Genomic DNA, 20,521 nt, shown 5'->3' with positions numbered 1-20,521 from the left:
AAAAAGAAATGCACAGTTCTTAGCTTATCGGGAACTGTGCATTTTTGTAAATAAATACTTTTAATTAGCCGATTACGGCATCCTCTGCTGTAAAATGTTCCAGAGAATTTTCTTTTACCTGAATGCAGATATAAGTAATTCCAGAAATATCGGATGCAAAAAACTGACGCTTTGCAGCAGGTGCGATTTTTAGCCAGTCTCCAGTTGAAAGGCTAATTTCTTCTCCATCAATTATGGCTTTGCCGTTACCTGAAAGAATTCCATAGATTTCTTCATTTTCTTTATGAGAATGAACAAATGGGACATTTGCTCCTGCAGGTAGTTCGTTTAAACTGATTTCTGCACCTGTTAAAGACAACTTTTCATGCAACTCAATTCGGTTTTCCTTTCCAATAGTTGTTTTTGTGTAATTTGCCATAATAATACCTCCATAGTTAATTCGTAGTTTCTGGTTGCTTGGTATTAGTATAGTGTGAGACACATACAAAAACAAGTACGCACCTTTTTGTAACTGTACACTCAAAAATGAATGTGTTACAATAGACTTGGAGGTGTGCGCCAGTTCGGTGCCAAATATATAACTGGTGGGAATCCAGTCTGGTAAGACTTAGCAAGTCGCCAGTACCGAGTCCTTGGAACGCCAAAGGCTAACAATGGTGTTTAAGCGTAGGGCAGGGAACAGGAAAGCCGTAATGCGTAAGCGTGAAGTGATTGAGCTTCGTTAGAAATATCAATTGTGTGGGGTGGTCTGCTACCTCCTTGGGTCACCAACAAGGATTAGTCGTTAAAGCGAGACTATGAAAACACACCGGAGTCCTAGAGCATGGCATACCTGATATCGTTATATTTGACATACCTGGGAGACCTGGATGGTTCTGTACATGAGACAGTAGGGAATATCGACCAATGCAATGGTGAGTATGAACGAAGACCATCGAGGAGTCGGATTCGTCCATAGTACTGATGAAAGCAGTAATGACGCTGGAGGGAAGGGACGGACAATAAGTTGCTTTTGCAATCAAAACATAGAGAGCACAGGAGGCATAAAATCTATGGAAAAAGAGAAAGCAGAAATAGCCAGTCTCGTAGAAAGATATGGCAGAGTTCAGTCGCTAATGAAATATGTCAACAGTGACACACTCAAAGAGTCCTACAGCAAACAACCCAAAGGGAAAGCAGTAGGAGTGGATGGAATAACCAAGGAGCAATATGGAGAGAACTTAGAAGAAAACATAGAGAGCCTGCTTGTCAGAATGAAGAAGTTTTCTTATAAGCCATATCCCGTGCGCAGAGCTTATATCCCAAAAGGTAGTGGCAAGATGCGAGGACTCGGCATTCCGTCATTTGAGGATAAAGTCGTTCAAGGCGTCTTTAAAGAGATACTGGAAGCGATTTACGAGCCTAAGTTCAAGGAGTTTTCATTTGGGTTTCGTCCAAACAGAAGTTGTCACGATGCCATTCAAAGAGTAAACAAACACATCATGGCAGACAAGGTCAATTACATTTTAGATGCAGACATCAAGGGATTCTTTGATAACCTAGACCATGAGTGGATGATAAAATTTCTTGAGCATGACATAGCAGATAAGAACTTTATCAGATATATCAAGAGATTTCTGATAGGGGGAGTTATGGAGGATGGTAAGCGACTGGATACAGAAGCTGGAACAGTACAGGGCGGTCTGATTTCGCCAGTGCTGGCAAATGTGTATCTGCACTATACCTTAGATACATGGTTTGATTATGTGAAAAAGCATGAGTTTAAGGGAGAAATGTACATGGTACGCTACGCAGATGATTTTGTATGTCTGTTCCAATACGAGAATGAAGCACAAAGGTTTTATCAGCTTCTGATAGAAAGACTGCGTAAATTCGGTCTTGAAATTGCAGAGGATAAAAGCAGAATTCTACCATTTGGCAGATACAAGGGAACAAAGGAATTCTTTGACTTTCTCGGCTTTACACACTACAATGCGACAAGTCACTGGGGCAAGTACTGTGTACTGCATAGAACAAGCAGGAAGAAGCTGAAAATGAAAAGAGAAGCAGTCAAGAAATGGTTATGGGAGCATATGCACGAAAGCATAGCCGATACCATAGAAGCGTTGAATGTGAAACTGACGGGGCATTACAGATACTATGGAATCTATGGGAACTACATAGGTTTGCAAAAGTATTACAAATATGTGAGACAGGAGTTATGGAAAAGCAAGAGACGCAGAGACCAAACGTATTGGCTGACGTGGAAGAAATATATGAATATCCTAAAGATACATCCAATGGAGTATCCAAGGATATATCTGAAAAGTGCTTATTAGGTAAATGTCTTATTGAAGAGCCGTATGCCTTAATAGGGCACGTGCGGTTCTGTGAGGGGCTTTTGAGACTTGAACCTCTCATCGCAAAACAATATATGGTGAAAGGATGTGAAAAAGTCGAGACAAAGTCTACTCGACGAGAATTATGCGAGCAAAAGAAGAATTACCGGAATGCCCAGTTGCAACAGCAGTATCTCTTATCGGAGGAAAATGGAAACTGCTGATTTTGCGTAACTTGAAAGAGCGTCCATGGAGATTCAATGAGCTACAACGAAGTATAGATGGTATTTCACAAAAGGTTTTGACAGATAGTTTAAGACAAATGATGAGTGATGGGCTGGCATATCGCCACGATTACCATGAGCAGCCACCGAGAGTTGAATACGGCTTAACAGAACTCGGAACAAAAATGCTTCCAATTGTTAATTCACTTGCTGACTTTGGTAACTACTATAAATCAATTATTGAACAAAATTAAGGACGTTAGTATTTGAAAAACTCGAACAATTCAAGTTTGGAGAATTGAAAAAAATGGAATTTACCTATTAAGACATATAAACTCTTGACAATAAAGCTCCTATATAGTATGTTTTTGATAAACTACTATATAGGAGATTTTGTATGGAAATGAATGGAGGATTTCTTGTCACCAAAATAAAACAGCTTGGAGACCGGATTTTTGAGAAGATTCTCAGTGAAAAGAATATTGATGCGTTTAATGGAGCCCAGGGACGTATTCTTTATGTGTTGTGGCAGGAGGATGGTATCTCAATCAGGTCACTCTCGACTAAATGCGGATTAGCGATAACATCTCTTACTACGATGCTGGAAAGAATGGAAAATCAAGGGCTGATAAGCCGTGTTCAGTCTGAAACGGACAAAAGGAAAACACTCCTGTTTCTGACTGAGAAAGCACATACCTTAAAGGGCGAGTACGATTCTGTATCTGATGAGATGGGCAGTATTTACTACAAAGGTTTTTCAGAGGAAGAAATTACCCGGTTTGAGGAATGCCTCGACCGCATCAGAAAGAATCTTGAGGAGTGGCAGAAGTCATGAGTATTTGTATCAAAGATCAGATTCAGAACATGAATATCGTCATTGGCTGCACAGTGGGGTGTACATATTGCTATGCCCGCAACAACGTGAAACGCTGGCATATGATTGATGATTTCGCTGACCCTGAATTCTTTCCGGGTAAGCTCAAGATGATGGAAAAGAAACGTTCGCAGAACTTTCTTCTTACCGGCATGAGCGATTTCTCTGGATGGAAGCCGGAATGGAGAGACGAGGTATTTGCAAAGATCCGTGAAAATCCACAGCATCAGTTCCTGTTCCTTACCAAGCGACCTGATTTGCTGGATTTTGATACCGATCTGGAAAACGCATGGTTTGGCGTTACGGTGACGAGGAAAGCAGAACGGTGGCGTATCGACGCCCTTCGGAAAAATGTCAGAGCAAAACATTACCATGTTACCTTTGAGCCGTTATTCGATGATCCCGGCACAGTTGACCTTTCCGGAATCAATTGGATCGTTGTCGGCACCATGACCGGAGCTCAGAGCAGGAAGATTCATACGGAGCCGGAATGGGCATGGTCTCTGACGGACCAGGCACATAAGCTCGGCATTCCGGTGTTTATGAAGGAAGACCTTGTCCCTATCATAGGGGATGAAAATATGATTCAGGAAATGCCGGAAGAATTTAATAAAGTGTTAGAGGTACAGAAATCATGGAAGAAGTAATAAATGGAATCCTCATTCGTGAGGTGGAAACAAAGAACATCATGACTAAGTCTAGTCTGCCGGTAGGCGGTTACTCGGTCAATCCCTATGTGGGCTGTACACATGCCTGCAAGTATTGCTATGCTTCTTTTATGAAGCGCTTTACCGGGCACAAGGAGGAATGGGGCACTTTCCTTGATGTGAAGCATTGGCCGGAAATTAAAAATCCGAAGAAATATGCCGGACAGCGGGTGGTCATCGGTTCTGTGACAGATGGCTACAATCCACAGGAGGAGCAATTCGGGAATACCAGAAAACTTCTGGAGCAGCTGATCGGCAGTGACGCAGATATTCTGATCTGCACAAAGTCGGATCTTGTGTTACGGGATATTGATCTGTTGAAGAAGCTTGGACGTGTAACCGTTTCATGGTCGATCAACACACTAGATGAAAATTTCAAGAACGATATGGATTCTGCTTCGAGCATTGAGCACCGTATCGCTGCTATGAAGCAGGTATATAAGGCAGGTATCCGTACAGTCTGTTTCGTATCCCCGGTATTCCCCGGTATCACGGATTTTGAAGCAATCTTTGAGCGGGTAAAGGATCAGTGCGATCTGTTCTGGCTCGAAAATCTCAATCTTCGAGGCGGTTTCAAAAAGACAATTATGGATTATATCGCCGGAAAATATCCTGATCTTGTACCACTTTACGACGAGATCTATAACAAGCATAACCGCAGCTACTTTGAGGCACTTGAAGTAAAAGCTGAGAAAATGGCTAAGAAGTATGATTGTGCCTTTGTGGATAATGAAATGCCTTATGGCAGAGTCCCGCAGGGACATCCGGTGATCGTAGATTATTTCTATCATGAGGAAATCCGTGGGACAGAGAATACCGGAAAAAGAAATCGCTAACTTCGAGTTTGCAGGGATGACAATCGGCTCAGTATGATATTTAATTAAATATTGCAATGAAAAGATCATTTACCGTAAACAAGCAGTAGATGGTCTTTTTTATATCTTTTTGTGAACAAGTAGAGGTTTATAGCTGGTAATATGTGTTTTATCATAATCCGTGAAATAAGATGGGTTAATTCTTCGATTTACATATTTTTTAAGGTGTTCCGGTATGGTATTATGATACTTATAAAGAACCAATTATATCTGTTGGAGAGAGCGGTGAAAAGTTATGAAGTTATTGTTTAAACAAAGGCTGTTTTCATGGTTTGACAGCTATGATATCTATGATGAAGCAGGCCACACTGTTTATGTAATAAAAGGCCAGTTGTCCTGGGGACATAAACTTGTAATTTATGATGCCTATGGAAATGAAGTAGGAATGGTTGTTCAGAAAGTACTTACTTTTCTTCCTAAATTTGAAATTTATAAAAACGGCAGTTATATTGGATGCCTGAGCAAAGAATTCTCATTCCTGACGCCACATTATAATATTGATTACAATGGATGGCATATTGATGGAACCTTTATGGAATGGGACTATAGCATTCTTGATCGAAGCGGTTATTCAATTGCACGGGTTAGTAAAGAACTGTTTCATATGACTGATACATATGTTATTGATGTGCAGGATCCAGGAAATGCATTGGATGCGCTGATGTTTGTACTGGCAATCGATGCAGAAAAATGTTCCAGGAATTAGATAGTTGATCTTGTTGTCGAAGATATTCGGAGATTGGGAGGTAGCATGGGATTATTCAAAAAGAAAATCGTGAAAAAAACATATGACAGAGAACATATGAAACCAGTTATTCGTGCAAGCATTTGTACTGGAGAAGAAGTAGCAGGGTTCAAAGACATACGGACCGGAAAAATCGAAGAAATCATGCTGATCAGATCTCCGGAGGAGCTAGAAAAATTCAAAGAGATATATGAGATAACAGAGGAAATTGCAAAAGAATATTAGACATCTTCTGGGTCGTGGATGAACGCCAGGTATTCGTCTGTAAGCTTATAGGGAAAAAGGAGTTATTTTATAAAGGTGATGAAAATTACTTACATTAACCACAGTGGATTTTTAATTGAAACTAAAGATTGCTACTATATTTTTGACTATTATAAGGGTGAATTACCACTTCTTGACAAGAAAAAAGAAGTAATTGTTTTTTGCAGTCATTTTCATAAGGATCATTTTAATCCTGTGATTTTTGAGATCCTTGATGATATGGGCATGACATATCAGGCAATTTTGGCGAAAGATATACGCAAAAGAAAACACTTGTCAGATATGAAGATCACATATGTTTATCATGATCAGACTTATAATCTGGATAATGGCACCCAAGTCGATACATTGCTATCTAACGATAGTGGTGTAGCATTTATTGTCAAAACAAAGGAAGGCACCATTTATCATGCCGGTGACTTAAATGACTGGTATTGGGATGGTGAGCCAAAAGCTGATAACCAGAGACTTACTTCAGCATATCGTGCGGAGATCAGGAAAATCAAGGGTATGCATTTTGATGCTGCATTTGTCCCTTTAGATCCGAGACAGGGAAATCACTATGCCGACGGGATCCTGTATTTCCTTAAAAATGTAGATTGCAATGTCATTTTTCCAATGCATTACTGGAATGATGCCAATGTAATTAAGCGGTTTATTACGGAATATCCGCAATATAAATCACGTATTAAAAACACAGAATGTGCAAAAGGAGAAGAATTATGAAGTTTAAGATGATTCACGAAAACTACAATGTATCAGACCTGGACCGATCTATTAAATTTTACAACGAGGCCCTTGATCTGCACGAAGTGAGAAGAAAGACTACCGATGATTTTATCATTGTGTATTTGAGCAATGATGTAAGTGATTTTGAGTTGGAACTTACCTGGCTTAAAGATCATCCACAGCCATATAATCTGGGTGAATGCGAATTCCACCTGGCATTCCAGGCAGAGGATTACGAGGCAGCGCATAAGAAGCATGAAGAGATGGGATGCATTTGTTTCGAAAATGAAACAATGGGAATCTATTTCATTATAGATCCAGATGGATACTGGCTTGAGATACTGCCGTAAAGCTGGTGTATATTGGGAATTTTAAAATCACCTTCAGACTATAAAAAAATAGTCTGAAGGTGATTTTTTCAAATATCTTTAAATGTTGTTTCTCTTTGGAAGTGATTGTTTGTTGTTTACGTGAGAATGTATTTTATGCTTATTTTCCAAATGTATTACTGGATTTAGCAGCAGCTTTAGCTGCCATGGTGTTGGTGGACTCAAACAAGGAAGTTGTCGGTGCGACCGGACACATCAGTACCCGTCCTGTTCCGCGGTAAACATTTACCAGACCCTCTCCGCTAACTGCAGATCCGACAAGTGTTTTTGTAGATCTTTCTACGGTAAATTCAAGATTTGATGACCAGCATACAGCAAGGTTTCCATCGATTTTCAGTTCATCATTTTCCAATATGACTTCAATCAATTCATCTTCGGGAACATTAGACTCCAGTGCAGCTACACCATTTCCTTGCAAACTCAGATTAAACAGGCCTTCGCTACCTAATACTGCTGATGAAAGGTTCTTTCTGGCTACAACTTTACTTTTTACATTTGCATCACAAGCCAGGAACATGCCATCTTCAATTGTCATTCCGGCCGAACCCCATTTTCCAATGTCTGCAAGAATAATGTATTTATATGTTGGTTCCAGTACCAGACAGCCTTCGCCAACATATTCCGGTTTAACTGCGGTTTCTTTTGTAACCGCACCCTTGAGTGCCTTTCCAAGGAAATCTCCGATGCCTTTTACACCAGATGTGGCTTGTACATTACCACCCATCCACTGCATGGAACCAGCCTGGATAACAGCTGAATGGTCTTTATCAATATCAATAACAACCTGTCTTCTTCTGACATTCATTTTACTCATAAAATACTCATTCATTGCATTCATAGGTGAAACGCTGGCATCCTGCACATATTCAAGCACATGGAAGTTTCCGATGCTTTTTGCATATTTTCTGTTTTCATTTTGTAAATTTTCAATTCGCATATTACTACTGACTCCTTTACCTTTAATAATAATTCATAGTGTTACTCGGATATGTTTATTATAATAGAAACAACATAGATAGATATATACTTTGTATAGAGAATTATAAAGAGAGAATTCTCAAAATTTGAGAAATATAAAGATGCAATTCCTCATGGTGGATGTGTATTGTGAAAAATAAATTTGTTATAGTAACAATATCAACAAAAAAGCAGAATGTAAATGGGGTGATCAGATGGAAGCAGCACAGAGAATTCGATTAATCCGGATAATAGAAAAGATGGAGAAAAATCTGACGTTCAGCAATAAACTTGGTATAAAGAACACATCTGAATATTTAGCAGAAAAAGAACAGAAAAAATGAAAGACACATGTCAGAAGGAGTAAAAAATGTTATCGTTATTATTCACAATTTGTATAATTTGGTTTGTTGGAAAATTTTTTATATTTGGATTAAAAGCGTCCTGGGGAATTATGAAACTACTTTGTACAGTTATTTTCTTTCCGGTGATATTGATTGGTATGGTTATAGGTGGACTGATGTACATTGCTTTTCCATTATTGATTATTGGTGGCATTATAGCATTGGTGACGTCACATTTATAATCGATCAGGAGGAAGAAAACAGAAAGTATCGTCAATTAATTACAGCGTATGTAAAGGAAAAGGCAATGAGTCAGAAATGGTTCATTGCCTTTCTTGGCGTTATGGATTATTTCAATTTTTCTCTCTCGGCATTTAGGAGCTCAAGATTAAGCCCCTGTTCTCCGGCGGTCTTATCCACCCAAAGATTCAAAGAGTCTATGGCTAAAGAAATTTCATCAAGTTTTTTACTGATATAAGCAAAATCTTTCATTTCATCATCGCTGATCTTACCGTCACGGGCAATCTGGATCAGACGACCAGTAAGAGGATTGATTTCATTCAAACTGGCAATTGTCTCCAAAATGATATTTGACAGATCAGTCATTTCTACTTCTGGAACATAACGATGGCCGATCTCGCATTTGTGAGAGCAATAATAATTGCAAAGCTCTGGTCTTTTATAGGCATCTGCCATCTGGAGGATATCATAAGGCGTAGGTTCTTGTGTTTCATATTCAAATTTTTCAATTTTTGAATCAGAGACAGCATCCATTTTTTCGCTGGCCTCTGCTCTTGTAAGTCCTGCCGCTTCTCGGCAAAGCTGGTAAATTGTTTTGTTTTCCCTGGTGGATTGCTTACCCATGAGAATTTCCTCCCCGTATATCGCTAAACATGGGGATTATCAATATTTAAGTCCTCATGCAAGACGTGTATTTCTCGTATAGAGTTTATTATACTTGAATTATCAATTAACAACAAGCTCAATAATGAACATGAAGTCAAAAAGAGTGAAAGAGGAAAGAGAGGGTACAGAATGAACACTATGAACAAACAGGAAATCAACGAATTTATTGAAAAAATGGAAGAGGTAGGTGATGTTTGGACGGAAGAGCAGGTAAATGATGTGTATGGTGACAGTAGCTTTGAGGAGGCATTAGCTGATAGACAATCCAGTCTTGACCATATGTCCGACATCATAAGTAAAGTTATCGACAAATAATAAAAGAAAAAATCAATAGTATTTGTAAGGGCGTCAGTGGAGTATTCCACTGACGTTTTTGTTTTTTCTAATCTTTTTTCATTTCTCCCTAAACTTTCCCAAACTTTTTTGTATTTAGAAGTTGAGAAGGCTACAGATCAGAAATTCGGATCGAAAAGCCGACTCAAGACTTTGAAAATTGAATGAGCTTGCCAGTCCGCCGGAGTCCTGCCAGATAGGATTCCGGATAAGTCCAAGGACAATCGGTCCGAGGATGAAGAGAAACAGAGGTTTGCATTGAAACATTGCTACGGCGATGGCTTTCTGAGCAAAGCGGCGAATTAATAATGATACTTCCGAATGATGTCGGCCAGGAGGAGTGAGGATCCTGGAGACCATACACGATATGGTTGAGGCTGCCTGCGATGGCGCTAACGGACTGGGTGTTCCCTGAGATGGGATACACGTGTGAACAAGACAAACGAGCACTGTATGAAAAAAAGATTGCCCCGGTATATTCCGGGGTAACTGACAATAGAAGTCGTGTGGCAGAGGGGAACTTCTGCCATACCCTTGTGTTGCCAGTAAAAATAAGTGGCAAACGGAAAGGGGATAAACAGATGAAGCCATATTTAAAAGCAGAAGAAATCCGAAAAGAGATCAGAGAACAGTTACCGGTGATTGATGAGGAAACCTTCAGAGAGCATTATTGTTCAGAATGTATGTATTATGCAGGCAGAATTAACAAAAAGGCCCGTTGCATGGAAAAGATGTGATTCTGGTATTTCCGGAGGAGAGCAGAAAGAGCATAATCTTCCACCGGTTGTGTTTCACAGCCTTCGCCATACAAGTGTCACTTATAAGCTGAAGTTAAATGGCGGAGATATCAAGGCTGTACAGGGAGATTCCGGTCATTCACAGATCAATATGGTTACGGATGTGTATTCTCATATTATTGATGACGACCGCAGGAAGAATGCAGAGCTCTTTGAAGAAGCTTTTTACGAGAAAAAAGATCTGGATCCGAGTATGCATGCCCATGCTGCCGGCAAGACTGTTGAACTTCCAACGGATGTTGATGCGGAATTATTAGCCAAGGTTCTTTCCAATCCGGAAATGGCAGCACTTTTATCTACCTTGGCTAAATCCTTGGAGAAAAAATAGAGAGATTTCTGTATAATAAACACCAGTTTACAACTTTATAAATGATAGACTTGTTGATGAATCAGCTGTTTTAAGGCCTTTGTCATGGCACAGTAACTGATGTTAATCAGATTGACCAGCATTTCAATCCCTTTGCAGCTTCGCACCATATAGTTACAAAAAGGCCAGAACGTTTTCTGTTCATAGTAGCTTGTTTCAATATTCCAGCGTAACGAATATAGCAACAGTGGAATGTATTTCATACGGTCACTTCCGGTCTGGTTCAATGGTGCTTTTTTCTGCCATGCACAGAAAATCTGCAGATCTTCCGGGAAAATGGTATTGAAAAACAGTCGTTTTGTACCATGTTCTTTTTCTGTGGCAGTGACATAGGCAAGTACTTCCCTATTGCCAAAGATCTTAGCGAGAACCCGGCGGACACCGGTATAATAATCACCAATCTTTTCATTGGAAAACGTAAAATCTGTTTCAATAGAAAGATGTATCATACATGACAGAATCAATCCTTGCATTGCCAATCAGATCCAGATTCGGATATTCATCAACGATGGATACCAGATTCTGTTTTGTGTACCAGCTGTCACAAAGGATGATGATATGATCTTTGATGTGAAATTCAGGCATAACCTGCCGGATCATGGAGGCTGCCAGTTCCAGTTTAGATTCTTTTTTTTCTGGATGTTTCTGTGATATACTTATACGCGGTCGTATCAGACCGGAAAGGAAATATTATGTTACAAAAATTATATGTTTTTTTCAGGAAAGAAACCGTTTTGTCAATTGCAGTGATCCTGGCGCTTCTTTCTATGTTCTGGGTCAGACCGGATAAGGCTTATTTTACTTATATCGATTTCAGGACTCTCGGGCTCCTCTTCTGTTTGATGGCAATTGTAGCTGGTTTGAAGGCTGTTGGTGTTTTTGATATACTCGCCAAAAAATTGCTGATGGGAACATCGGGAACTGTGGGTGTGATCAGGCTGTTGGTACTCTTATGTTTCTTCCTGTCAATGGTGATCACCAATGATGTGGCATTGATTACTTTTGTTCCTCTTGCACTGATCATTGTGCATAAACTGCCAAAGGAACTGGGCAATTACTGGCTTCTTAAAATAGTAGCCATGCAGACAATCGCTGCTAATCTCGGAAGCATGCTCACACCAATCGGAAATCCGCAGAACCTTTATCTATATGCCAGAGCAGGGATGTCCGCGGCAGAATTAATAACCCTGATGCTTCCCTATTCCGCCACAGCACTTATCCTTCTTCTGATATGGATACAGGTAGCCGCTGCCAAAGCACCTCACGTATGCGGTTCCGAAAAAGATAAAACTCTTTTGGGATTCTCTGACAGAAAAGAACTTAACATGGAATACCTGGCCGCTTACCTGATCTTATTTACAATCTGCCTGCTCACTGTTGCACGTATCATTCCATACCAGATTCCTCTTGTATTGGTTCTTATATATATGCTGCTAAGAAACAGGGAAAATATAAGCAGGGTGGATTACTCCCTGCTTGCCACCTTTATCGCATTATTTATTTTTATCGGCAACCTTGGAAGGATTCCGCAATTCAGCAGTTTTCTGGAAAGAATCATGGCAGGAAGGGAAACACTTACTGCTGTTCTTGCCAGTCAGATTATGAGCAATGTTCCCGCTGCGCTTCTTTTATCCGGCTTTACAGATAATTATCGGGCTTTAATTGTCGGAACCAATATTGGAGGTCTCGGCACTCTGATTGCATCCATGGCAAGCCTGATAAGTTTCAAATATATTGCAAAAGAAAACAGGAATCTGAGAGGGAAGTATTTGGGAATATTCACAGCCTCCAATATTATATTCATGATATTCATGTTAATATTGTATTTTTTTCTTAGATAAAGGTTTTCCCGGAATTACAAAAGCTATAGCAATTCTTTCTTCGCAAAAAATTCTCCGCGGCACTCTCCCATCCTGGAAGAAAAGCTGCGGAGAAATAAATATATTTTCGGTGCCAATACAAAGATCATTAATCTTTACACCACTTTACAACTTTTTCATAAAAAATATCGTACAGGGCTTTCTGATGTATAATGAGTTTGCTCCAACAGCAGATACTTTGTTTTTACTCGTTTTATCAATACTAACATTGGAATCTGTACATTCCATTCGATTTTTATATCAGCACTTTTTGTCTGGGATTACCACAAAATCCCTCAATACCTTTTACCACGCATGTTCCTATGCAAAAGTTGATTATTCCCACTTTATGAATATCACAGCTAAAGTTGCTTTGAGAATGATACCGGATTCACTGGCAACACAGCCAATATTTCTTTGTGTGGATGATACCATGGTAGCAAAGGCCGGAACTCGGTTTGAGAATGTTTCAAAACTCTTTGACCATGCTGCACATAATGGTTCCAATTATCTGAATGGACACTGCTTTGTAAATATTATGCTTTGCATACCTGTATGGAAGAATGACAGGATGAAATATATTCCGCTGTTTTTGTACTTGTTCCGGTGGAATATTGAAACAAGCTACTATGAGCAGAAAACCTTCTGGTCACTTTGCAGTTATATGGTACGAAGCTGCAAGGGTATTGAAATGCTGGTAAATCTGATCAATATCTGTTATTGTGCAATGAAGATCTTACCCTATCAGGATGAGCAGTTTTCCGAATACCGTACAAAAAGTGTACAGGAGTTTCGTTTTGAATTAAGTCAGGGCATTCGCAGCCAGATATTTTTGACCAATTTCGTTAGAAACATCGAAACACATATAAAATCAAATGTTATCATAAAGGCTTTAAAACAGCTGATTCGTCAGCAAGTCTATTAATTATAAAGTTGTAAACTGGTGTAATAAACAGAATCAAAAAAAATTCGTCTAAAGAGAATAAGATATAAAAACAGAATATAAAGCGTAAGAGCATGTAGAATCTATCTATGTGCTCTATTTTTTATATTTTTTCAAGAAAAGGGACTAACAGTCCGGCAGAAAGGAAATGGAAGCGATATTGCTTGGGTATAAAAGATGGACTGAGCCTAAAAAGTACGGTAAAATCAGTATTAGAAATGAAGCTCTGAAATCGGGAGCTGATGGAGGATAATCGTTATGATCAGAAAGATGCAGAATACAGATATTAATAGAGTTGCTGACATATGGTTAAAGACCAATTTAAAAGCACATGATTTTATTCCTGAGCAATATTGGACAAGTAATTATGAATTAGTGAAAGAAACGATGTCACAAGCGGAAGTCTATGTGTATGAAGATAATAAAATGATTCAGGGATTTGTAGGACTAAGTAACGAATACATTGAAGGGATTTTTGTTTCTAATGAAATGCAGTCATGTGGTATAGGTAAACTTTTATTAGACTATATCAAGAATAAAAAAATTAGGTTACGATTAAACGTATACCAGAAGAATGCCAGAGCCATCTCTTTTTACCAAAGAGAAGGGTTCGATATTCAATGTGAAGGTTTAGATGAAGCTACTGGTGAAAAAGAATACACAATGTTGTGGCAACAGAAATAGAAAGCGGATTTTGGGGGAGAATTTTATATGGAGTTACACTGCAGCCAAGGGTGGGATTTCAGCATTAACTCATGCGTTGGCAGTCAGTCTTGCAGGAAGAGTACGAGTCAATTCAATCTCTCCGGGATGGATAGATACTGACTTTACCGAATATACAGGAGCAGATGCAGTGCAGCAGCCGGTTCATCGTGTCGGAAATCCTATGGATATTGCCAATATGGTACTGTTTCTTTGCTCTGAAAAAGCAGGCTTTATCACAGGTGAAAACATCTGTATTGATGGTGGCATGACAAAACAAATGATTTACCATGATGATTGTGGTTGGAGATTTGACATGAAGATTTAAAAAGCAGAATATGAAGATATATAATGCAATATCAGAAATAAAATTACGGAAACAGGTATATAAAACATAAAAATTGGAAATATCTGCTGGAGAAATCTAAGCCAATCTCCAGTGTAGTCAAAGATAAAATCTGGAGAATTAGACTTTTCATGAAAGATAAAAATCGTTATAATTAGAATATGTGTAAGGGACAGAATTGGCTTGAATATACATCAATAATGGTGCGTAAACAGTTATATATTTAACTAAAGGATAAAACGCGCAGATTTCAAAAGTGAGTAAAATCAATTATAGAGATAGATATTGATAAAGAATATATTAAGAACAGAGAGGTCGTGATAGGATGTTAAAAATATGGTACTATGCCAATATCGAATACATGAAAGATGCACCTTCGTATTTTGATAATGTATATGAAGATGAATGGATTGAAGATAGTTTTGTAAAAGAAATGATTCAGGATGTGGATCATTGCACAGTTATCAGTTCACATGTTATTGACAGTCCTATACTGGGAGCCATAACGCCACGCGAGTTGTCTGGTGGTGTGAAAGTTTTGATTCTTATGTTGAAGGATGATTCTTTTATTTACAACATGTCTAATTGTGGAGATAACTGCGCAAAGTGGATTTTAAAGATTGCAGAGAAAAAGGATCTGATAGTATATTTGCAACATATAATGCGGTTTGAAGGTGAATTTAAAATTCAAATTATGAATACAGGGAAGATTGTATGCAATTCTGCAGAATATGTAGAAGGATTATTGGAAGCAGAGGAGATGGAAGATGAAAGGAAGTTACTGGTTTAAGGCTAAGAGTAAAAAAGTATTATTTGAATTTTCCATTAGAAGAAATATTACCATTATAAAAGGTGACAGTGCAACAGGAAAGACTACTCTTTTACGTATTTTATATGAATACTTGAGAATTGGAAGGCAGTCAGGATATGCTGTTTCTACAAATGCATCATATTATGTATATATTCGAGATGAAGTGGGACGTGATTGGAAGGATGCATTATATCCGTTAAAAAATACAGTTATTTTTATTGAAGAAAATAATGAATTTGTATTTACAAAGGAATTTGCCAGTTATGTAAAAGAATCTGGAAATTATTTTGTTTTTGTAACTCGTGCACCATTGAAGATGCTGCCTTATAGCATTCACGAAATTTATGAAATTATTACGGATGGAAAGCGTACAGATATAAAAGAATCCTATCATGAATTCAAAGAGATCTATAGCAATTATCCTATTATAGAAAATAACAAAATTCAGAATGTTGTTACAGAGGATAGTAATTCAGGATATCAGTTCTGGATGCACGCATTTAAGAATAGTAATGTTACCAGTTCTAATGGAAATGGGAATCTCATTAAATGTGTAAAAGAACTGGGATTAGGAGATACATTGGTAATAGCTGATGGGGCTGCTTTTGGCTCTTTAATTGAAACTTGCATAAGTTCATTTCAGATACAAACAGAACGAAGAATTTCATTATGGCTTCCAGAATCATTTGAATATTTGATTTTGAAATCTGGTATTCTTAAGTCCGAAAAATTAATTCAGATTTTAGATAATATTCCTGAATATGTCGAATGTGAAAAATATGAAAGTTGGGAAAAGTTTTTTACAGAGATTTTGATTACGTTGACTGCGGATGGCGTTGAGAAGTATTCTAAGAACATACTGAATAGTTACTATTTGCAAGATTGGGTAGTTGATAAGATAAAAGAACAATTGCCTATAGAAGTTATAAACAAATAGGTGCCAACTTGCCTACCAACTCAGTACTTATGTAAGTTGTCTGCTGAGCGCTTACGAAATAGCCAGGCATCAGCGTTATAGACCAAATAGTATTCCATTGACGTAAAATTTATATACACAACGCCTCAGTTTTGCTGTATAATATAGAAGTAGACCATTTATAACAGATGAAAATTTAATAGAGTTACCAATTCCGCGAAAGTACGGAGTCGGTAGCCGATAGATTGATTGGCGCAGGATTTGAGCGCCGTCTACACAGTGACTGGCAATCCGGTACTGAGAACTTTATTAGCTCATGCCAACAAAATGCCAACATTTATGCTTGAAACGGGAGCTTTCAAGGACGATATAAAAGCTGACAGCGAAGTGCCCACGAGAGCTAAGAAAGCCCGTAAATCAGGGGTTTTCAAAGACAGTATAAAACATAAATAGTCCCAGAGGAAGATGCCGAGTGCCTTGCTCCTAAGCTCTAGCTGTGGGTTCGATTCCCGCAGGGGGCACTTTAATGCGCTAAAGTGGAAATGGATAGCAGATAATGCTGGACCATCTCCACTTTTTTTCTTGGTCAAAAACTTCTGTTAACTAAATTCGCTGATCTGTTAGCAAGTTGCTAACGGAATCCGGTACCCTGCTAACATCACTTAAAATAGGGGAAAGATTTGGAGTTCGATTTGCTAACGCCCACAAAAGGGAAAGCTATGCTAATCGTTGGGGAAAGCCTGGGTTCGTTAGAGTCCAAAATGGAAATGAAAAATAACATATCCGGATCATTCCGGGAGCAGATATGAAGCTCGTTTGGGTTAAATTATGAAAAATCAACCTGAACGAGCTTTTTTGCCATAGCATATCAGCCAAAAGGTCCAGTGGACCTTTTGATGATTCGTTTAGGACACAGACAGGAGGAAAAAACATGTCAGAACAGACTACACAGGAACAGATTGTGGAAATGGATATCAATCTATTACGCACATTCAAGGACCATCCATTCAAGGTGACAGCAGATTATCCAATGATCCAGTTAAAGGAAAGCATTGAAAACTGTGGAATCCTCACACCATTGCTGGTGAGACCATTAAAGGATGGCAGTTATGAGATCATCTCCGGACACAGGAGAAAACATGCTGCCCAGATGCTGGGATTAAAAATAGTTCCGGTCATTATAAGGAAGATGGGATATGACGATGCCATTGTAACTATGGTAGATGCCAATCTTCAGAGAGACATCATCTTGCCAAGTGAAAAAGCATTTGCTTATAAGATGAAGTACGAGGCGATGCGAAGAAATATAAAAAAGAAGAAGCTCCATCCAGAAGATGAAGAAGATGAGTACAGCAATTCTTTAATAGGAAAGAGAACAGTCGAGATTCTCAGCGAAGAAGGATTCGACAGTCCAAAGCAGATTCAGAGATACCTGAAGATTGCAGATATGATACCCGAGATGCTTGAAAAACTGGATTATGGATTGATTTCATTCCATCCAGCTTTTGAAATCGCATTTTTGAAACCAAATGAGCAGAGAATGTTGCTGGATGCCATGGATTATGCGCAGTCTGCACCTTCTGTATCTCAGGCCCAAAGGATCAAGAAGTTCAGTCAGATGAATAAGCTTACGCTTGAAGCTATGCAGAATATATTGAGTGAAGTAAAGAAGGGAGATCTTGAACGTGTAGCATTCAAATCAGGGCAGCTTCGTCAGTTCTTTCCAAGAGATTGGACAGTGGATCAGATGACGCAGGAAATCCTGAAAATTTTAAATGAACATATGGAACAGGAATATTCTGATTGCAACTTCCTGGATCTTTGTTAAAGCAGTGGTTTCTATTTACAGCTTTGCAAGAGGATTTGTGGTATTTGGATTAGGTGTATTGATGATTGGAACTGTGATTTGTTACCATGACTGGAAGCAGTTTTTTTTATGTTGATTGCTGGAATATCATTGTTGTTGCTTTTGTTTGGAACTTTTATAGAGGTAGTTTTCGAAACAATGAAAAAAATAGTGGGTAATATTATTTTCACATTGTGATACTTGAAAATAATGTTGAGAAAAAGGAGAAGGGGATTGTAACAAAAAATCCTCTTCTTTATTCTTGTATTGTTAGAAAAAAGCTGCTATACTAAATAAGTATACTTACTTATTTATAAAGGTGTTGTTATGTTTGGAGATTATTTTAAAGAACTAAGAAAATCAAAAGATGTAACACAAAAACAGATTGCAGATGCCATAGGTAAATCTACTATGTTGATTAGTGGTATAGAGACCGGAAAAAACGGTCCTTTTACAGAAGCAGATTTGGAATCTGTTTCTGAGGTGTTATCTCTTTCTGAAGTAGAAAAGAAACAATTATTTATAGAAGCGGCAAAAGCCAAAGGGACCCTACCGATACATTTGCTCGATTATGTAATAAAGCATGATGAAGTTTTCTGTTTATTAGAGATTCTGGCTCAGAGAAAGCTGGAAGGTACATCCCTTACAGAAATTGTTAGATATGCAAAGGAGATCGAGTAATGATGTATAAAACAGTAGATTTATTCGCAGGTGCAGGTGGCCTTAGTTATGGCTTTGAAATGACCGGCAAATTTCTTGTAGTTGCAGCTGCAGAAAATAATAGGAACGCACAGAAAACATATAAGGCCAATCATCTTAACCCTAAACTTGATATGATAGATGATGTTAGAAAATGTGATTTTAAAAAATTAGCAGAAAAGTTTGATGGAATTGACGTAATCATTGGAGGTCCTCCTTGTCAGGGCTTTTCAAATGCGAATAGGCAAAAAAATCATATTGTGAGTATGAATAATTCGCTAGTTAAAGAATATTTTCGTGCTGTTAAAGAAATTAAGCCTAAAGCATTCATAATGGAAAATGTTGCTATGCTTGCATCAAAAACACACAAGTTTTATGATTCTCAAAAAGATCATGACGAAGTGGTCAGTCTTGGAATCGAAATGAAACAAGATGAATTAGTTTTGTCCGATGAAATGTATAAAGAATTTGATCTGCTGACTATTATAAATGAAAATGATGAATCAGCTTATCAAGTGTCGGATGAATTGTTTCAACTTCTTAATGTCTTGTATAAAAACAGAAAGAATCAAGAAAAGTTAGAAAAATATATAAAAAAGAACGCTAAGGTTTTAATAAAAGAGATAGAAGAATTTTTGAATGAGGATACATGCTCATTTGATATTTTAACAGTGATTAAGGATTCTATTTGCAATGGTTTAAGTATGGGATGGTTTGAAGAATTAGGTAGATTTTTAAAATTCCAAAAATCATTTAAATTGAAAAAAGAATTAGATGATAATGAAATTTTATATGAGTTAACAAGGAATCCTATAACAGGGAAGATATCTGCTTTTGTAAATTCTTATACAGTTTATGAGTATGTGAATAAAATATTAGGGGATAAATACATTAAAAATTCTGGAGTAGTAAATTCTCTTTGGTTTGGAGTTCCGCAGGAACGAAGAAGATTCATTATGATTGGAATAAATAAAGACTTTATAAAAGAACCATCTATAGATATGCCAGTTGACCAGAATCTTCCAATTATCACTGTAGGAGAGGCCATTATGGACTTGATGCCATATCAGACAAGTGACACAGTAACTGAAGAAGATGTTCAAGAATATAAGGAATCAGGGAATATTTCCGAATATGCAAAACTTATGAGATTAGGTTCTGTAGGTGTAAAAAACCATATTGTTCCTAAAACAAGAGAAAAATCGCTTGAAAGATTTGTTGCATTACAGGAAGGTGAGAATTTTCATAAATTATCTACTGAATTAAAAGATAATTATGCTGATCCGTCGAGAACTCAGAATAGTATATATTTAAGACTGGATAGTACTAAGCCGAGTGGTACAGTAATAAATGTTCGTAAATCAATGTGGATTCACCCACAACTTAATAGAGCTATTAGTGTTAGGGAGGCAGCAAGACTTCAATCGTTTCCAGATAAATTTATTTTTAAAGGTCCTAAAGATGCACAATATCAACAAATTGGAAATGCTGTACCACCATTAATGGCGAAAGGCATAGCGGAACATCTTTTAAAATATATATAATAATAAAACAGGATGATCATATGATC

The 20,521-nt window shown here is 37.9% G+C and carries 25 protein-coding genes and 1 pseudogene; 21 read left to right on the top strand and 5 right to left on the bottom strand.

Going from position 1 to position 20,521, the window contains the following annotated elements; all coding sequences use genetic code 11:
• Positions 1 to 64: 64 nt before the first annotated feature.
• Complete coding sequence (locus tag AC04Q4_RS11895; RefSeq protein ID WP_004614173.1) at positions 65 to 418, bottom strand: cupin domain-containing protein; 354 nt, start codon at positions 416 to 418, stop codon at positions 65 to 67.
• 634 nt (positions 419 to 1,052) lie between these two features.
• Between AC04Q4_RS11895 and ltrA the strand changes: the two genes are divergently transcribed.
• The 9 genes from ltrA (at position 1,053) to AC04Q4_RS11850 (ending at position 7,086) form a co-directional block, all read left to right on the top strand.
• On the top strand, positions 1,053 to 2,318 hold the full coding sequence (gene ltrA / locus AC04Q4_RS11890; RefSeq protein ID WP_476389029.1) for a group II intron reverse transcriptase/maturase: 1,266 nt from the start codon (positions 1,053 to 1,055) through the stop codon (positions 2,316 to 2,318).
• 145 nt (positions 2,319 to 2,463) lie between these two features.
• Entirely contained in the window at positions 2,464 to 2,796 is a 333-nt protein-coding gene (locus AC04Q4_RS11885) for a winged helix-turn-helix transcriptional regulator (RefSeq protein WP_008373705.1), read from the top strand.
• A 143-nt stretch (positions 2,797 to 2,939) separates the two neighbouring features.
• Complete coding sequence (locus AC04Q4_RS11880) at positions 2,940 to 3,377, top strand: radical SAM mobile pair system MarR family transcriptional regulator (protein WP_005608418.1); 438 nt, start codon at positions 2,940 to 2,942, stop codon at positions 3,375 to 3,377.
• On the top strand, positions 3,374 to 4,063 hold the full coding sequence (locus AC04Q4_RS11875) for a radical SAM mobile pair protein A (RefSeq protein ID WP_173756981.1): 690 nt from the start codon (positions 3,374 to 3,376) through the stop codon (positions 4,061 to 4,063). The genes AC04Q4_RS11880 and AC04Q4_RS11875 overlap by 4 nt, the downstream gene beginning before the upstream one ends.
• Positions 4,051 to 4,959 carry a radical SAM mobile pair protein B gene (locus AC04Q4_RS11870; RefSeq protein WP_173756983.1) on the top strand — a complete coding sequence of 303 codons (909 nt, stop codon included), beginning with the start codon at positions 4,051 to 4,053 and terminating at the stop codon, positions 4,957 to 4,959. Before AC04Q4_RS11875 ends, AC04Q4_RS11870 begins: the two co-directional genes overlap by 13 nt.
• Before the next feature lie 274 nt (positions 4,960 to 5,233).
• Complete coding sequence (locus AC04Q4_RS11865; RefSeq protein WP_476389028.1) at positions 5,234 to 5,704, top strand: LURP-one-related family protein; 471 nt, start codon at positions 5,234 to 5,236, stop codon at positions 5,702 to 5,704.
• Positions 5,705 to 5,749: 45 nt separating this feature from the next.
• The gene (locus tag AC04Q4_RS11860; RefSeq protein ID WP_173738223.1) at positions 5,750 to 5,968 is read left to right on the top strand and encodes an aspartate dehydrogenase; all 219 of its coding nucleotides are present in this window, start codon (positions 5,750 to 5,752) and stop codon (positions 5,966 to 5,968) included.
• Between the two features lie 78 nt (positions 5,969 to 6,046).
• Complete coding sequence (locus AC04Q4_RS11855; RefSeq protein WP_173738236.1) at positions 6,047 to 6,733, top strand: MBL fold metallo-hydrolase; 687 nt, start codon at positions 6,047 to 6,049, stop codon at positions 6,731 to 6,733.
• The gene (locus tag AC04Q4_RS11850) at positions 6,730 to 7,086 is read left to right on the top strand and encodes a VOC family protein (RefSeq protein ID WP_173738222.1); all 357 of its coding nucleotides are present in this window, start codon (positions 6,730 to 6,732) and stop codon (positions 7,084 to 7,086) included. Before AC04Q4_RS11855 ends, AC04Q4_RS11850 begins: the two co-directional genes overlap by 4 nt.
• A gap of 139 nt (positions 7,087 to 7,225) precedes the next feature.
• Here AC04Q4_RS11850 and AC04Q4_RS11845 read toward each other — a convergent pair whose 3' ends face one another.
• Entirely contained in the window at positions 7,226 to 8,062 is an 837-nt protein-coding gene (locus AC04Q4_RS11845) for an AIM24 family protein (protein WP_117944082.1), read from the bottom strand.
• 712 nt (positions 8,063 to 8,774) lie between these two features.
• Complete coding sequence (locus AC04Q4_RS11840; protein ID WP_117628015.1) at positions 8,775 to 9,290, bottom strand: helix-turn-helix domain-containing protein; 516 nt, start codon at positions 9,288 to 9,290, stop codon at positions 8,775 to 8,777.
• Positions 9,291 to 9,461: 171 nt separating this feature from the next.
• Here AC04Q4_RS11840 and AC04Q4_RS11835 point away from each other — a divergent pair, with 171 nt between their 5' ends.
• The 3 genes and pseudogenes from AC04Q4_RS11835 to AC04Q4_RS11825 all read left to right on the top strand — a co-directional run.
• On the top strand, positions 9,462 to 9,647 hold the full coding sequence (locus AC04Q4_RS11835; RefSeq protein WP_173738220.1) for a hypothetical protein: 186 nt from the start codon (positions 9,462 to 9,464) through the stop codon (positions 9,645 to 9,647).
• Positions 9,648 to 10,051: 404 nt separating this feature from the next.
• The gene (locus AC04Q4_RS11830; protein ID WP_173773708.1) at positions 10,052 to 10,402 is read left to right on the top strand and encodes a hypothetical protein; all 351 of its coding nucleotides are present in this window, start codon (positions 10,052 to 10,054) and stop codon (positions 10,400 to 10,402) included.
• A gap of 25 nt (positions 10,403 to 10,427) precedes the next feature.
• Positions 10,428 to 10,790, top strand: a pseudogene (locus AC04Q4_RS11825) (site-specific integrase); the annotation flags it as partial.
• Positions 10,791 to 10,825: 35 nt separating this feature from the next.
• On the opposite strand, the gene AC04Q4_RS11820 reads toward AC04Q4_RS11825, so the two are convergent.
• Positions 10,826 to 11,278, bottom strand: coding sequence for a hypothetical protein (locus AC04Q4_RS11820; RefSeq protein ID WP_173738218.1), 453 nt, complete (start codon positions 11,276 to 11,278; stop codon positions 10,826 to 10,828).
• Entirely contained in the window at positions 11,259 to 11,429 is a 171-nt protein-coding gene (locus AC04Q4_RS11815; protein ID WP_173738217.1) for a hypothetical protein, read from the bottom strand. Before AC04Q4_RS11815 ends, AC04Q4_RS11820 begins: the two co-directional genes overlap by 20 nt.
• A 92-nt stretch (positions 11,430 to 11,521) precedes the next feature.
• On the opposite strand from AC04Q4_RS11815, the gene AC04Q4_RS11810 reads away from it, so the two are divergent.
• From AC04Q4_RS11810 to AC04Q4_RS11770, 9 genes are all read left to right on the top strand, one after another.
• Positions 11,522 to 12,670 (top strand): SLC13 family permease, encoded by a 1,149-nt coding sequence (locus AC04Q4_RS11810; protein WP_118254229.1) that lies wholly within the window; start codon positions 11,522 to 11,524, stop codon positions 12,668 to 12,670.
• A 289-nt stretch (positions 12,671 to 12,959) separates the two neighbouring features.
• On the top strand, positions 12,960 to 13,613 hold the full coding sequence (locus tag AC04Q4_RS11805) for a hypothetical protein (RefSeq protein WP_476389027.1): 654 nt from the start codon (positions 12,960 to 12,962) through the stop codon (positions 13,611 to 13,613).
• Positions 13,614 to 13,889: 276 nt separating this feature from the next.
• Complete coding sequence (locus tag AC04Q4_RS11800; RefSeq protein ID WP_476389026.1) at positions 13,890 to 14,315, top strand: GNAT family N-acetyltransferase; 426 nt, start codon at positions 13,890 to 13,892, stop codon at positions 14,313 to 14,315.
• Positions 14,278 to 14,661 (top strand): SDR family oxidoreductase, encoded by a 384-nt coding sequence (locus tag AC04Q4_RS11795; protein ID WP_476389025.1) that lies wholly within the window; start codon positions 14,278 to 14,280, stop codon positions 14,659 to 14,661. Before AC04Q4_RS11800 ends, AC04Q4_RS11795 begins: the two co-directional genes overlap by 38 nt.
• Before the next feature lie 343 nt (positions 14,662 to 15,004).
• Complete coding sequence (locus AC04Q4_RS11790; protein WP_476389024.1) at positions 15,005 to 15,469, top strand: DUF4869 domain-containing protein; 465 nt, start codon at positions 15,005 to 15,007, stop codon at positions 15,467 to 15,469.
• Positions 15,447 to 16,427 (top strand): P-loop NTPase family protein, encoded by a 981-nt coding sequence (locus tag AC04Q4_RS11785; RefSeq protein ID WP_173738214.1) that lies wholly within the window; start codon positions 15,447 to 15,449, stop codon positions 16,425 to 16,427. Before AC04Q4_RS11790 ends, AC04Q4_RS11785 begins: the two co-directional genes overlap by 23 nt.
• 910 nt (positions 16,428 to 17,337) lie before the next feature.
• Entirely contained in the window at positions 17,338 to 18,234 is an 897-nt protein-coding gene (locus AC04Q4_RS11780) for a ParB/RepB/Spo0J family partition protein (RefSeq protein ID WP_476389023.1), read from the top strand.
• Positions 18,235 to 18,579: 345 nt separating this feature from the next.
• Positions 18,580 to 18,933, top strand: a complete 354-nt coding sequence (locus tag AC04Q4_RS11775; protein WP_476389022.1) for a helix-turn-helix domain-containing protein — start codon at positions 18,580 to 18,582, stop codon at positions 18,931 to 18,933.
• Complete coding sequence (locus tag AC04Q4_RS11770) at positions 18,933 to 20,495, top strand: DNA cytosine methyltransferase (RefSeq protein ID WP_476389021.1); 1,563 nt, start codon at positions 18,933 to 18,935, stop codon at positions 20,493 to 20,495. The genes AC04Q4_RS11775 and AC04Q4_RS11770 overlap by 1 nt, the downstream gene beginning before the upstream one ends.
• Positions 20,496 to 20,521 lie beyond the last annotated feature (26 nt).

This window comes from Blautia sp. HA8986 (genome assembly GCF_056504635.1).
This window is presented reverse-complemented; position numbering and strand designations above follow the sequence as displayed.